General features: G+C 57.2%; 12 protein-coding genes. 3 read left to right on the forward strand and 9 right to left on the reverse strand.

The genetic code is table 11. From position 1 onward, the window contains the following. Positions 1 to 55: 55 nt before the first annotated feature. The gene (gene guaB, locus B498_RS07270; protein WP_008502128.1) at positions 56 to 1,522 is read right to left on the reverse strand and encodes an IMP dehydrogenase; all 1,467 of its coding nucleotides are present in this window, start codon (positions 1,520 to 1,522) and stop codon (positions 56 to 58) included. A 158-nt stretch (positions 1,523 to 1,680) separates the two neighbouring features. Between guaB and xseA the strand changes: the two genes are divergently transcribed. Genes xseA through B498_RS07255 form a run of 3 tightly spaced genes read left to right on the forward strand, consistent with a single transcriptional unit; the run spans position 1,681 to position 4,483 of the window. Beyond that, positions 1,681 to 3,054: an exodeoxyribonuclease VII large subunit gene (gene xseA, locus B498_RS07265; protein ID WP_008502129.1), complete on the forward strand. Its 1,374-nt coding sequence runs from the start codon at positions 1,681 to 1,683 to the stop codon at positions 3,052 to 3,054. 58 nt (positions 3,055 to 3,112) lie between these two features. Beyond that, entirely contained in the window at positions 3,113 to 4,132 is a 1,020-nt protein-coding gene (locus B498_RS07260; protein WP_008502130.1) for a M4 family metallopeptidase, read from the forward strand. Then, positions 4,133 to 4,483, forward strand: coding sequence for a protealysin inhibitor emfourin (locus tag B498_RS07255; RefSeq protein ID WP_006811517.1), 351 nt, complete (start codon positions 4,133 to 4,135; stop codon positions 4,481 to 4,483). It begins immediately after the preceding gene. On the opposite strand, the gene B498_RS07250 is transcribed toward B498_RS07255, so the two are convergent. The 8 genes from B498_RS07250 to ispG all read right to left on the reverse strand — a co-directional run bounded on the left by B498_RS07250 (position 4,480) and on the right by ispG (position 13,574). Further along, positions 4,480 to 4,701, reverse strand: a complete 222-nt coding sequence (locus tag B498_RS07250) for a zinc ribbon domain-containing protein (protein WP_008502131.1) — start codon at positions 4,699 to 4,701, stop codon at positions 4,480 to 4,482. The two genes, B498_RS07255 and B498_RS07250, sit on opposite strands and share 4 nt — an antisense overlap. Positions 4,702 to 4,751: 50 nt before the next feature. Beyond that, positions 4,752 to 5,786: an oxidoreductase gene (locus tag B498_RS07245; protein WP_008502132.1), complete on the reverse strand. Its 1,035-nt coding sequence runs from the start codon at positions 5,784 to 5,786 to the stop codon at positions 4,752 to 4,754. 57 nt (positions 5,787 to 5,843) lie between these two features. Then, positions 5,844 to 7,388 carry a peptide MFS transporter gene (locus tag B498_RS07240; RefSeq protein ID WP_008502133.1) on the reverse strand — a complete coding sequence of 515 codons (1,545 nt, stop codon included), beginning with the start codon at positions 7,386 to 7,388 and terminating at the stop codon, positions 5,844 to 5,846. A 301-nt stretch (positions 7,389 to 7,689) separates the two neighbouring features. Beyond that, positions 7,690 to 9,165 carry a ribosome biogenesis GTPase Der gene (gene der / locus B498_RS07235; protein WP_008502134.1) on the reverse strand — a complete coding sequence of 492 codons (1,476 nt, stop codon included), beginning with the start codon at positions 9,163 to 9,165 and terminating at the stop codon, positions 7,690 to 7,692. Between the two features lie 112 nt (positions 9,166 to 9,277). After that, positions 9,278 to 10,456: an outer membrane protein assembly factor BamB gene (bamB, locus tag B498_RS07230; protein ID WP_008502135.1), complete on the reverse strand. Its 1,179-nt coding sequence runs from the start codon at positions 10,454 to 10,456 to the stop codon at positions 9,278 to 9,280. A 10-nt stretch (positions 10,457 to 10,466) separates the two neighbouring features. After that, positions 10,467 to 11,087, reverse strand: a complete 621-nt coding sequence (locus tag B498_RS07225; protein ID WP_008502136.1) for a YfgM family protein — start codon at positions 11,085 to 11,087, stop codon at positions 10,467 to 10,469. A gap of 13 nt (positions 11,088 to 11,100) precedes the next feature. Further along, positions 11,101 to 12,375, reverse strand: a complete 1,275-nt coding sequence (gene hisS / locus B498_RS07220; RefSeq protein ID WP_032622984.1) for a histidine--tRNA ligase — start codon at positions 12,373 to 12,375, stop codon at positions 11,101 to 11,103. 80 nt (positions 12,376 to 12,455) lie between these two features. Next, on the reverse strand, positions 12,456 to 13,574 hold the full coding sequence (gene ispG, locus B498_RS07215) for a flavodoxin-dependent (E)-4-hydroxy-3-methylbut-2-enyl-diphosphate synthase (protein ID WP_008502138.1): 1,119 nt from the start codon (positions 13,572 to 13,574) through the stop codon (positions 12,456 to 12,458). Positions 13,575 to 13,587 lie beyond the last annotated feature (13 nt).

Below are 13,587 nucleotides of genomic sequence, written 5' to 3' on the forward strand. Positions count from 1 at the left end.
CGAGGCAAGTGAAACAAAAACAGAGCGCCCGGCAGAAGCCGGGCGCGGAAATTAATCAGGAGCCCAGACGGTAGTTCGGGGACTCTTTGGTGATCGTCACGTCGTGAACGTGGCTCTCCTGGATACCCGCACCGCTGATGCGTACGAATTCCGCTTTAGTACGCAGCAGGTCAATGGTACCACAGCCGGTCAGACCCATACAGGAGCGCAGGCCGCCCATCTGCTGGTGAATGATCTCTTTCAGACGGCCTTTATAGGCAACGCGACCTTCGATACCTTCCGGCACCAGTTTGTCAGCGGCGTTATCGGTCTGGAAGTAACGGTCAGAGGAACCTTTGGACATCGCGCCCAGGGAGCCCATACCGCGGTAAGATTTGTAAGAACGGCCCTGGTAGAGTTCGATTTCACCCGGGGATTCTTCGGTACCGGCCAGCATGGAGCCTACCATCACCGCCGCTGCGCCCGCAGCGATCGCTTTCGCGATGTCGCCAGAGAAGCGGATACCGCCGTCAGCAATAACCGGAATACCGGTGCCTTCCAGCGCTTCAACCGCGTCAGACACCGCGGTGATCTGCGGAACGCCCACGCCGGTCACGATGCGCGTGGTACAGATAGAGCCAGGGCCGATACCCACTTTCACCGCGCTGCAGCCAGCGTCAGCCAGCGCGCGAGCGCCTGCGCCAGTGGCTACGTTACCGCCGATGATCTGCAGGTCAGGGTATTTGGCACGGGTATCACGGATACGCTGCAGCACGCCTTCGGAGTGGCCGTGAGAGGAGTCAATCAGCAGGACGTCAACGCCCGCGGCAACCAGCGCGTCAACGCGCTCTTCGTTACCGGCACCTGCGCCAACCGCAGCGCCAACGCGTAGACGGCCATGCTCGTCTTTACAGGCGTTAGGCTTACGTTCTGCTTTCTGGAAATCTTTAACGGTGATCATGCCGCGCAGGTGGAAGTTGCTGTCAACAACCAGCGCTTTTTCAACGCGTTTTTCGTGCATTTTTGCCAGCACCACGTCGCGGGTTTCACCTTCGCGAACGGTAACCAGACGCTCTTTTGGCGTCATGTACACGCTGACAGGCTGGTTCAGGTCAGTCACGAAACGCACGTCACGACCGGTGATGATGCCCACCAGTTCGTTCTCTTCGGTCACCACCGGGTAACCGGCGAAGCCGTTACGCTCGGTCAGGGCTTTCACTTCGTGCAGGGTGGTGGTTGGCAGAACGGTCTGTGGATCGGACACGATGCCGGATTCATGTTTCTTCACGCGGCGAACTTCTTCTGCCTGACGTTCGATAGACATATTTTTGTGAATAAAGCCAATGCCACCTTCCTGTGCCAGGGCAATTGCCAGGCGCGCTTCAGTCACGGTGTCCATTGCCGCAGAGAGCATAGGAATGTTCAGGCGAATGGTTTTCGTCAACTGCGTGCTGAGATCGGCAGTATTCGGCAGAACGGTGGAATGAGCGGGAACGAGGAGGACGTCGTCAAACGTCAGTGCTTCTTTAGCGATACGTAGCATGGGCAATATCTCTGACCTGGGTGGTTAAATATTGCCGTGGCATTATACAGAGCGTAACCGATTGCATCTACACTTTTTTATAAAAAAGCTTGCGATTGCCTCTCAGCAGGTTACTATCGACTGAATAACTTGCTGATTTAGAATTTGATCCCGCTCACATGTTATCCTCTCAATCCCCCTCAATTTATACCGTCAGCCGCCTTAATCAGACGGTGCGTTTGCTGCTTGAGCAGGAAATGGGGCAGGTCTGGATCAGCGGTGAAATCTCTAACTTCACGCAGCCCTCCTCCGGCCACTGGTACTTTACGCTAAAAGACGATACCGCCCAGGTGCGCTGTGCGATGTTCCGCAACAGCAACCGCCGCGTGACGTTCCGTCCACAGCACGGCCAGCAGGTTCTGGTGCGCGCCAATATCACCCTCTATGAGCCGCGCGGTGATTATCAGATTATCGTCGAGAGCATGCAGCCTGCGGGCGAAGGTCTGCTGCAGCAGAAGTACGAACAGTTAAAGGCTAAGCTCTCGGAAGAGGGACTTTTCGACCAGCAGTTCAAAAAGCCGCTGCCCTCGCCTGCCCACTGCGTGGGGGTCATCACCTCGAAAACCGGTGCGGCACTGCACGATATTTTGCACGTTCTGAAGCGTCGCGACCCTTCCCTGCCCGTCATTATCTACCCGACCGCCGTGCAGGGTGACGATGCGCCGGGGCAGATTGTGCGCGCCATTGAGCTGGCGAACGCGCGTCAGGAGTGCGACGTCTTAATCGTCGGACGCGGCGGCGGCTCGCTGGAAGACTTGTGGAGCTTTAACGAAGAGCGCGTGGCGCGGGCAATCTTTGCCAGCCTTATCCCCGTGGTGAGCGCCGTCGGCCACGAAACGGACGTGACGATCGCCGATTTTGTCGCGGATCTCCGCGCGCCGACGCCGTCCGCGGCGGCAGAGGTGGTCAGCCGCAACCAGCTGGAGCTGCTGCGTCAGATCCAGAGCGGCCAGCAGCGTCTTGAAATGGCGATGGACTACTACCTCGCCAACCGGACCCGGTGCTTTACCCAGCTTCATCACCGTCTACAGCAGCAGCACCCGCAGCTGCGCCTGGCGCGTCAGCAGACCGTGCTGGAGCGCCTGCGCCAGCGCATGAACGTGGCGATGGACACCCAGATCAAGCGCGCGGTGTCGCGCCAGCAGCGCGTGACGCAGCGTCTGAACCAGCAGAACCCGCAGCCGAAAATTTATCGTGCGCAAACGCGGATTCAGCAGCTTGAGTACCGTCTGGCGGAAACTCTCCGCGCGCGACTGAGCGCCACCCGCGAACGCTTTGGCAATGCGGTGACCCACCTTGAAGCGGTCAGCCCTCTCTCCACGCTGGCGCGCGGCTATAGCGTGACGACGGCAACGGACGGCAAGGTGCTGAAGCAAACCAAACAGGTGAGTACCGGCGATGTGCTGACGACGCGTCTGTCGGACGGCTGGGTAGAAAGCGAAGTGAAATCAATTAAACCGGTGAAAAAGACGCGTCAGCGTAAAACCGGATAATTCTTCGCCGGTTACTTACTATACTGCTGCTATTCCCTTTTTCAATAAGGAGAGCAGCATGCCCCATCTTCATAGCGTTATTCCCCCGTATATTCTTCGTCGTATTATCGAAAGCGGTTCCGAACCGCAGCAGCGCTGTGCCCGCCAGACCTTAACCCACGTCCAGACGCTGATGGCCCATATGCCGGGCAAATCCGCCGCGCCGCACGTGAATAAAGCCGGACAGCTGGAGCGCGATATCTACGATGCGAAACAGACCCAGGAGCTTCCGGGTACGCAGGTGCGTTATGAAGGTCAGCCGTCGAACGGCGATGTGGCGGTGGACGAAGCGTACGAGTATTTGGGTATTACCCATGATTTCTTCTGGAAGGAATATCAGCGCGATTCGCTCGATAACAAAGGGCTTATTTTAACCGGCACCGTTCACTACGGTCGGGAATATCAGAACGCCTTCTGGAACGGCCAGCAGATGGTATTTGGCGACGGCGACGGGGAAATATTTAACCGTTTTACCATCGCCATAGACGTCGTGGCGCATGAGCTGAGCCACGGCGTGACCGAGACCGAAGCCGGGCTTATCTACTTTGAGCAGTCCGGCGCGCTGAACGAGTCGCTGTCGGACGTGTTTGGCTCGCTGGTGAAACAGTACCATCTGAAGCAAACCGCCGAGAAAGCAGACTGGCTGATTGGTGAAGGGCTGCTGGCAAAAGGCATCAACGGCAAAGGGCTGCGCTCGATGTCTGAACCGGGCACCGCCTACAACGATCCGCTGCTCGGCAAAGACCCGCAGCCTGCACACATGAAGGATTTCATTAAAACGCGCGAGGATAACGGCGGCGTGCATCTGAACTCCGGTATTCCCAACCGGGCATTTTATCTGGCCGCGACGGCGATTGGCGGCTACGCCTGGGAAAAAGCGGGTTATGCCTGGTACGACACGGTTTGCGATCGCAATCTGGCGCAGGATGCGGATTTTGAGGCCTTCGCAAAACTGACGGTAGCACACGGAGAAAAACGCTCCGGCGGTGACGTTGGGGCGGCCATAAAACAAGCCTGGGAACAGGTGGGAGTGCTGTAAATGCAGGTTCCGGAACTGACGGATGACGCCGTGGTTGAGCTGGCCCGGGAAGGCGGCGTCGCTTTTATTCCCAAGCTGAGCGGCCAGCGCACCATCGCGCTCTCCTCGCTCAATGAGGCCCAGCGCCAGCGTCTGGTGAGCATCCTGGAGCAGGCCTTTCCGCGCGGTCAGCCGCCGGGACAGGCCTCGTCACCCGGCAGCGGCGACCAGCGCTATTTCCGCATCCAGATTATCTGGACCGGGCAAAATCAGGCGCACTACGCCGATATCATCGTGCTGGTACCGGAGCAGGAAGCGCCCGAGTCGCTGGTCGAGCTGTGGCAGAAAGGCGAAGGCTGCGTGTGCGATTAACCTTCGGCCCGAACAAACTCCACGCGTTTTTTAGAGATAAGACCGTGGCCGTTCTGGCAGAAGTAGTCCACTGCCCCGCAGGCTTTTAAGACCTGGAGTGGCTGATGGCACTCCGGGCAGCGGGCTTCAAGCGCAATATCCTTATTACAGCTCTCGCAGTGTGCCATCCCGTTCAGGGGCTCAAGCGGTGCCTGGCAATCCGGGCAGGTAATCGTCATGGTGACTCCTTAAAAGCATTCTGGTCTGCGATCATTTTACCACGTCGCGTTCAGTGCGGGCCACGCAGCTGTTGCTGTAACGCCAGCAGCAGTTCCACTTCCGCTATCCTGCGGCGCGTCGTGCGGCTCACCTCGTGCGGATCCCGTTCAAAAAGACTGCTGGTGCCCAGAATATGCCCGGCAAGACAGTGCTCGTAGAGTGTCCCGGGAATATGCCAGCGCTGAATATCCTTACCCTCAATCAGCTCAAGCACATCCTCCGCGCCGCGCCGGTCGTGGCTGATGATGCGCCCGTCGCGCAAACAGAGCCGTAATCCTTTTTGCCCGCCCGCGGGTCCCGCGTATTTGTTCAGCCAGATATCCACCGGCACGCCGCTGATGCGGCCCTGAATATGCGCCTCGCCCTCCGCCGTGGACATGTCGCCTTTTGCGATAGCGCGGCCCAGGCGGTCTTTAGCCGTGACGACCTGCAGGGTCATATCATCACTTCCGCCCAGATAACGCACCGTTTCGCGCAGCATCGCCAGCACGTGCGTACCGATATCCAGAATCACGCCGTCCGGGTGGCGAAGCGTACGCGCGTCCGGCTCGCCGGTGGCAAAGTTAAGCGCGATGGGTTCCCCTGCGGCGTTATATCCGCTCGGCTCCTGCAAAAAGCCGTCGATTTTGACGATGTCAGAGACGCTGCCAACCAGCGACCGCTTTACCGTTTCGATGCGCGCCATCCAGTGATCGAGCGCCAGCACGCGGGAAGCAGCGTCGGGGTTTGCCAGCAGCGCGTTGAGCTTTTCGATTTGGGGAAGCGTGGCGACGATCGGTTTTTCAATCACAATCCGCGGAACGGCCGAGGCTATGGCCTGTTCCAGCACCTCGAGGTGGTGCAGCGATGCGGTGGTAATAAAGAGAGTATCAAGCGGTACGGCGAGAAGTTCCGTAAGCGAAGCGCAGCGCGTGACGCCTTCAGGCTGCCTGGTGGGGAGAACATCAAATCCAAAACAATGAACCGCGTGACCATAAAGGCGACGTAAGGCGGGCAGATACGCGGTTTCCACGACCGCACCAAGACCGACAAATCCTAACTGCATAGTTTCACCTCAGGGAATCGATGCCGGGGCATAACGCCGCCCCGGCAAGCCCGAGGTTTATGAGGCGTTAGCAGCCGGTTTAGTCTGCGCATTTTCCAGCATGCGACGTACCGGAACAATGAGGACGATCAGTACCGCGGCACAAATCAGCAGTGCGACGGAGCAGCGCGCAAAGAGATCCGGCAGCATATCCAGCTGGTCGGCCTTCACGTGGCCGCCAATCAGACCCGCCGCCAGGTTACCCAGCGCGCTCGCACAGAACCACAGCCCCATCATCTGGCCGCGCATTCTCTCCGGCGCCAGCAGCGTCATGGTCGCCAGGCCAATCGGGCTGAGACACAGCTCGCCGAGCGTCAGCATCAGGATGCTGCCCACCAGCCAGAACGGCGACACGCCCGCCCCACCGCTGCTCAGCACGTTCTGTGCCGCCAGCATCATCAGGCCAAAGCCCGCTGCGGCACACAGGATACCGATAACAAACTTGGTGATGCTGCTCGGACGAATGTTCATGCTCGCCAGCTTCGGCCACGCCCAGCTAAACACCGGTGCCAGCAGGATGATGAACAGGGCGTTGATCGACTGGAACCACACCGCCGGGATTTCGAAATCGCCGATCATGCGGTTAGTGTAGTCGTTGGCAAACAGGTTGAACGAGGTTGGCTTCTGCTCGAACGCGGACCAGAAGAACGCCGCGGAGATCAGCAGAATAAAGCAGACCAGCAGTCTGGCGCGCTCTTTACGGTTCAGTCCTGCAAAAACAAACAGATAAATAAAGTAGAGGGCAACGGATGCCGCAATCACGTAGACCAGCACGCTGGCTACCGCGACCGGGTTAATCACAATCACACCCTGCGCAATCAGCGTCACGATCGTTGCCACGCCTGCCGCCAGCGCCAGCAGCCAGGCGCCCACGCCGTTACGCTTCACCACCGGGCTGTTCCAGGTGGAGTCGAGGCCGACTTCGCCGTCATAGCGTTTCATTGCCGGAACGGCAAACACGCGGAAGATAATCAGCGCCACCAGCATCCCGATACCGCCAATACCAAAGCCCCAGTGCCAGCCGTGGGTTTTGATCAGCCAGCCGGAAATCAGCGGGGCAATGAACGAGCCCATGTTGATGCCCATATAGAACAGCGAGAAACCGCCGTCACGGCGCGCGTCGCCTTTTTTATACAGGGTACCGACCATTACCGAGATACAGGTCTTAAACAGCCCGGAGCCGAGCACGATGAACATCAGGCCGATAAAGAACAGGTTATTGCCCATGATGGCCGAGAGCGCAATCGACAGGTGACCGAGCGCAATCAGGATCGAACCGTACCAGACGGCTCTCTGCTGGCCGAGCCAGTTATCCGCCAGCCAGCCGCCCGGCAGCGCGGCCAGGTACATGGTGCCGGCAAAGATACCGACAATCGCCGAGGCGTTTTCACGCGCCAGGCCCATCCCGCCGTCATAGACGGTGGCGGCCATAAACAGGATCAGTAACGGACGAATGCCGTAAAACGAGAAACGCTCCCACATCTCGGTGAAGAACAGGGAACCGAGCGGATACGGGTGGCCGAAGAACGTTCGGCTTTCTTTTTGATTAACAGAGGATTGCATAATTCTCCCGAAAGGTATGTCGTCGTGCTTGTAAACACCAGCAGGTACGCCGGCCAGTTACGTATCTGGCCGATTTTTTTACATGCGGCGAAAAGTTGGTTAACCATTTGATAACCAGGCGCTAGTTTTGTCTAGTACCGGACCCTGGACTTTAAGATGAAAATTCGACGATTGTCTACTTTCTTAGATTTAAACTTGGTTAAAAGTGAATAGTGATTGACTTCACACAGAGAAAACCGGCGGTATGAATGGGCAAAAAAAAGCCCGCGAGAGTCGCGGGCTTTCGCGCGTTCAGCAAAGCTTATTTGCTTTTCTTAATGTGCTTAATCAGACGCTTACGCTTGCGCATCTGGTTCGGCGTCAGGGTGTTGCGCTTGTTGGCGAACGGGTTTTCCCCTTCCTTGAACTGGATACGGATAGGCGTGCCCATCACGTCCAGCGATTTACGGAAGTAGTTCATCAGGTAGCGCTTGTAGGAATCCGGCAGGTCTTTCACCTGGTTGCCGTGGATCACCACGATTGGCGGGTTATAACCACCGGCGTGGGCGTATTTCAGCTTCACGCGACGGCCGCGCACCAGCGGCGGCTGATGGTCTTCCGCAGCCATATTCATGATACGGGTCAGCATGGCGGTGCTCTGACGACGGGTGGAGCTGTCGTAAGCTTCGCGCACGGATTCGAACAGGTTACCCACGCCGCTGCCGTGCAGCGCAGAGATGAAGTGTACGCGAGCAAAGTCGATAAAGCCCAGACGGAAGTCGAGGGTCTCTTTCACCTGCTCACGCACTTCATTGCTCAGGCCATCCCATTTGTTGACCACGATAACCAGTGAGCGCCCACTATTGAGGATAAAGCCGAGCAGAGAGAGGTCCTGATCGGAGATCCCTTCGCGCGCGTCGATAACCAGCAGCACGACGTTGGCATCTTCAATCGCCTGCAGGGTTTTGATAACGGAGAATTTTTCCACCACATCGGTGATTTTCCCGCGCTTACGCACCCCGGCGGTGTCGATGAGGACATACTCACGCTCATCGCGCTGCATCGGGATGTAGATACTGTCGCGGGTGGTGCCCGGCATATCGTAAACGACCACGCGCTCTTCACCCAGAATACGGTTAGTAAGTGTAGACTTACCTACGTTTGGACGACCCACGATGGCCAGCTTGATCGGCAGATCCTGCGGGTTGAAGTCGTCTTCAGGCTCTTCTTCTTCGCCCGCTTCGCCGTCTTCGAACTGCGCCCAGTATTCCGCGTCTTCGTCCACCTCTTCCGGCGGGTTCACTTCGTCAACCCACGGCAGCAGAACGGTTTCCAGCAGGCTGGTGACGCCACGGCCATGCGATGCCGCGATAGGGTAGATCTCACCCAGACCCAGTGACCAGAAATCTGCGATGGCCTGATCGGCATCGATGCCGTCGGTTTTGTTCGCCACCAGGAAGGTTGGCTTTTCGCGTGAACGCAGGTGTTTAGCGATAGCTGAGTCCGCCGGCATCAGGCCAGCGCGCGCGTCCACCATGAACAACACCACGTCCGCTTCTTCAATCGCCAGCAGCGACTGTTCCGCCATGCGGGTTTCCACGCCGTCTTCTGTGCCGTCAATACCACCGGTATCAATACAGATGAACTCGCGTCCTTCCACCTCTGCACGACCGTACTTACGGTCACGCGTCAGCCCCGGGAAATCCGCAACCAGCGCATCACGGGTGCGTGTTAAACGGTTAAAAAGAGTGGATTTTCCAACGTTAGGGCGCCCGACAAGCGCGACCACAGGTACCATGTTTGAAGCCTCATAAAATTCAAAATAACGTCGCTTTCGCGGCGTTTTTAAAAATGTCAAAACGGCTCCTGAGTGAACAGGAGCCGTTTAGTATACTACAACCGCCGGGTAATTAACGCGTGATCGCGTACAGCGTGCCGTCTTTTGCCTGAATCAGCAGTTTGCCGTCGGCCACGACCGGGTCGGTCAGGAAACCAGAGCTGTCGACTTTTTGCTGTGCAACAAAGCGGCCATTATCCGGATCGATCCAGTGCATATACCCTTCGCTGTCGCCCACAACCAGGCTACCGTTGTACAGCGCTGGCGCAGTCAGCAGACGGTGCAGCAGATCGCTTTGCGTCCACAGCGTCACGCCGCCTTCGGTGCTCAGGGCCAGCAGACGGTCGTTCTGGTCAACCATATAGATGCGGTTACCCTCAACGATGAAATCATTCACCGAGCCCAGCTCACGTTTCCACATGATCTGGCCGCTGCGCAGATCCAGCGCGGTCAGGTTGCCGTTGTAGGCCAGCGCGTAAACCACACCGTTAACGATGACCGGCGTTGTGTCCACGTCGCTCAGACGGTCAATTTCCGTTGAGCCAGTGGCCTGAGAGATACGCTGCTGCCAGATCATCTGGCCCTGCTGCATCAGTACGGCGCTTACGCGACCGTTGTCGCCGCCGACAATGGCAGCACCAAATGCGGTAGCCGGGGCAGATTCGCCACGCAGAGAGAGCGCAGGCATATCCAGGTTAACGGTCCATTTCACCAAGCCGTCCGCTTCGTTCAGCGCCTGCAGCTGGCCGTTGCTGGTATGAATCAGCACCAGGCCATCGCTCACCACCGGACGAGAGAGGGATTCCCCCGCCACGGTCGTTTGCCAGGCAATGGAACCGTCGCTGCTGTTCAGGGCATACACCTGCGCTTTTTCGCTGCCCACGTAGACGTGGCCACCGGCAACGGTCAGGCCGCCAGACAGCAGTGCAGGCTTACGGGAGAACCAGCCGTCTTTTTCCGCCAGGTTAACGGACCACACTTCTTTTCCGTCATCCGCGTTCACCGCTTTCACGGTACCTTTGCGATCGGCCGCATAGACAACGCTGTCTGCATATGCAGGATGAAGGTTGGAATAGAAATCACCAATCCCATTGCCCACGGAGACATCCCACGCGGTGGATGGGGTAAACTGGTTTTCAACCGTCGGCAGTGGGGACATTTTCACAACGTCTTCTTCGCCACTGAACAGTGAACAACCACTCAATAACGTAACAGAAAGCAGTCCTGGCAGAAGTAATTTACGCAATTGCATCGGGTCCCTCTCAGACGGACAAATTATTTATTTTCATCTGCATCATTTCGCTCAGCGCAGGTGAGGCATTGCTCTCGACGCCAGCTTGCCACGCTTTACGCGCGCCCGCTTTGTCACCTTTGCTCAGCAGTGCTTCACCGCGCAGATCGGCAACGATGGCAGCAAAACCTTCGCCTTTGATGGTATCGAGCGTTTTCAGCGCATCGTCAGCTTTTTTCTGCTGAACCTGAATACGTGCCAGGCGCAGATTGATCACCGCTTTCAGATTTTCATCACTGGCGGCAGCAAGGCCCTGAGACAGCTGAGCAACGGCTTTATCCAGTTCGTTCTTATCAACGTACTGCTGAGCCACTTCCAGCGCAGCCAGTGCACCGTAGGTGTTTTTGTTGTCAGCCGCAAATTTTTCTGCTGCCGTCAGCGTTTGCGGCTGATCGGCACGAATTGCGCTCACGGTATTTTCATAGGACAGGGACGCGCCGCGCGCGGAATCCGCCTGATGATTGTTCCAGTAACGCCAGCCTACCAGCGCACCGACACCTAAAATAACCCCAACAACCAGCGCTTTGCCGTTTTCAGCAAAGAAGCGTTTAATCGCGTCGACCTGATCGTGTTCGTTCTCGTAAATTTCCACGCAGTCCTTCTCCTTAGCCCAATAGAGTGCGCAAGTGCGCCGCAACGCCGTCCTGCGTTACTGTTGTCTGCTCACCAGAGCGCAGGTCTTTCACCACCACTTCGCCGTTGGCCACTTCGGACTCACCCAGCACCAGTGCGATACTTGCGCCCCACTTATCGGCACGAGCAAACTGTTTTTTGAAGTTGCCGCCGCCATGGTTGGTCATCAGCTTAACGCCCGGCAGCGCATCGCGCACGCGTTCGGCAAGCTGCATTGCCGCAGACTGCGTTTCCGCGCCTGAGGCCACCAGGTATATATCGACAACGGAATCTGCTTTAAATTCCGGATTAACTGCCTGAACCAGCAAAACAAGTCGCTCAAGACCCATCGCGAAGCCAACCGCAGGCGCAGCGCGACCGCCAAGTTGCTCAACCAGACCGTCGTAACGACCGCCCGCGCACACGGTGCCCTGAGAGCCGAGGCTGGTGGTCACCCACTCAAACACGGTACGGTTGTAGTAGTCCAGACCGCGCACCAGGCGCTGGTTTACGGTATAGGCGATACCCGCCGCTTCAAGCAGCTTGCACAGGCCCGCGAAGTGTTCGCGAGATTCTTCATCCAGGTAATCACCCAGCGCAGGCGCATCGTTCAGCAGTGCCTGAACATCGGCGTTTTTAGAATCCAGAACGCGCAACGGGTTGCTGTACATGCGACGTTTGCAGTCTTCGTCCAGTTTCTCTTTATGCTGTTCCAGGAACGCCACCAGCGCATCGCGGTAGTTCGCACGCGCTTCGAGAGAACCGATAGAGTTCAGCTCGAGGGAAACGTGATCGGCGATACCGAGCGCACGCCACCAGCGGGCGGTCAGCATAATCAGTTCAGCGTCGATGTCCGGGCCCTGCAGGCCAAAGACTTCCACACCCAGCTGATTAAACTGGCGATAACGCCCTTTCTGAGGACGTTCGTGGCGGAACATCGGGCCGATATACCACAGACGCTGCTCCTGATTGTACAGAAGACCATGTTCGATGCCGGCGCGTACGCAGCCCGCCGTCCCTTCCGGACGCAGGGTCAGGCTGTCGCCATTGCGGTCCTCAAAGGTGTACATCTCTTTTTCAACCACGTCGGTCACTTCACCGATCGCGCGTTTGAATAACGGGGTCTGCTCTACAATCGGCAAACGAATTTCGCTGTAACCGTAGCTGCCGAGCACCTGCTTCAGCGTGCCTTCAATGCGCTGCCAGATGGCGGTTTCGCCAGGCAGATAATCGTTCATGCCGCGGATGGCTTGAATGTTTTTTGCCACGTTTATTCTCTTTCTATATACAAAAAAAACCCAAAGAATGGGTTCAATCATACATGGGAAGCTCACGGCTTCCCATCACGTTATTTTTCAACCTGCTGAACGTTGATACGCTGTGTCTCGTCCATCATGGCGGCTTTGGCGCGGATGCGGGCTTCAAGCTGGTCGATCATGTCGCTATTATCCAGACGATCTTTTCGAACGCCATCTTCATAGAGACCACTTTTCTTGTTACCGCCGGTCACGCCCAGGGTTGACACCAGGGCTTCACCCGGACCGTTCACCACGCAGCCGATGATGGAGACGTCCATCGGGGTGATAATGTCTTCCAGACGTTGCTCCAGGGCATTCACCGTACCGATCACATCGAACTCCTGACGTGAACAGGTTGGGCAGGCAATGAAGTTGATCCCACGCGCGCGAATACGCAGTGATTTCAGGATATCGAAGCCGACCTTGATCTCTTCGACAGGATCCGCCGCCAGCGAGACGCGCAGGGTGTCACCGATCCCTTCAGAGAGCAGCAGCCCCAGACCGATCGCGGATTTTACCGAGCCGCTACGCAGGCCGCCCGCTTCGGTGATCCCGAGGTGCAGAGGCTGATCGATCTGCTTTGCCAGCAGGCGATAAGATTCTACGGCCAGGAACACGTCGGACGCTTTTACGCTGACTTTGAACTGATCGAAGTTAAGGCGATCGAGATGATCGACGTGACGCATCGCGGATTCGAGCAGCGCCTGCGGCGTAGGCTCACCGTATTTTTCCTGCAGATCTTTTTCCAGGGAACCGGCGTTAACGCCGATACGGATAGGAATATTTTTATCGCGGGCGCAGTCCACGACCATGCGGATACGCTCTTCGTTACCGATGTTGCCCGGGTTAATACGCAGGCAATCGACGCCGTACTCGGCCACTTTCAGTGCGATGCGGTAGTCGAAGTGAATATCAGCCACCAGCGGAACGCTGACCTGCTGTTTGATCAGTTTGAACGCCTCAGCCGCATCCATGGTCGGGACGGAGACGCGAACAATATCCGCGCCGACACGTTCTAATGCTTTGATTTGATTGACCGTCGCTTCCACATCGGTGGTGCGCGTATTGGTCATCGACTGAACGGCGATAGGTGCCCCATCGCCGATTGGCACATTCCCAACGTAAATCCGTTTCGATTTTCTACGTTGAATCGGAGCCTGGTTATGCATGAAAAATCTCCCG

The sequence above is a fragment of the Enterobacter sp. SST3 genome, assembly GCF_000286655.1.
Classification (GTDB): Bacteria; Pseudomonadota; Gammaproteobacteria; order Enterobacterales; family Enterobacteriaceae; genus Enterobacter; species Enterobacter roggenkampii.

What these genes read in the sequence shown, in the direction of transcription:
- guaB (WP_008502128.1), bottom strand. Translation starts at nt 1,522, where the DNA reads ATGCTACGTATCGCTAAAGAAGCACTGACGTTTGACGACGTCCTCCTC.
- xseA (WP_008502129.1), top strand. Translation starts at nt 1,681, where the DNA reads ATGTTATCCTCTCAATCCCCCTCAATTTATACCGTCAGCCGCCTTAAT.
- B498_RS07260 (WP_008502130.1), top strand. Translation starts at nt 3,113, where the DNA reads ATGCCCCATCTTCATAGCGTTATTCCCCCGTATATTCTTCGTCGTATT.
- B498_RS07255 (WP_006811517.1), top strand. Translation starts at nt 4,133, where the DNA reads ATGCAGGTTCCGGAACTGACGGATGACGCCGTGGTTGAGCTGGCCCGG.
- B498_RS07250 (WP_008502131.1), bottom strand. Translation starts at nt 4,701, where the DNA reads ATGACGATTACCTGCCCGGATTGCCAGGCACCGCTTGAGCCCCTGAAC.
- B498_RS07245 (WP_008502132.1), bottom strand. Translation starts at nt 5,786, where the DNA reads ATGCAGTTAGGATTTGTCGGTCTTGGTGCGGTCGTGGAAACCGCGTAT.
- B498_RS07240 (WP_008502133.1), bottom strand. Translation starts at nt 7,388, where the DNA reads ATGCAATCCTCTGTTAATCAAAAAGAAAGCCGAACGTTCTTCGGCCAC.
- der (WP_008502134.1), bottom strand. Translation starts at nt 9,165, where the DNA reads ATGGTACCTGTGGTCGCGCTTGTCGGGCGCCCTAACGTTGGAAAATCC.
- bamB (WP_008502135.1), bottom strand. Translation starts at nt 10,456, where the DNA reads ATGCAATTGCGTAAATTACTTCTGCCAGGACTGCTTTCTGTTACGTTA.
- ispG (WP_008502138.1), bottom strand. Translation starts at nt 13,574, where the DNA reads ATGCATAACCAGGCTCCGATTCAACGTAGAAAATCGAAACGGATTTAC.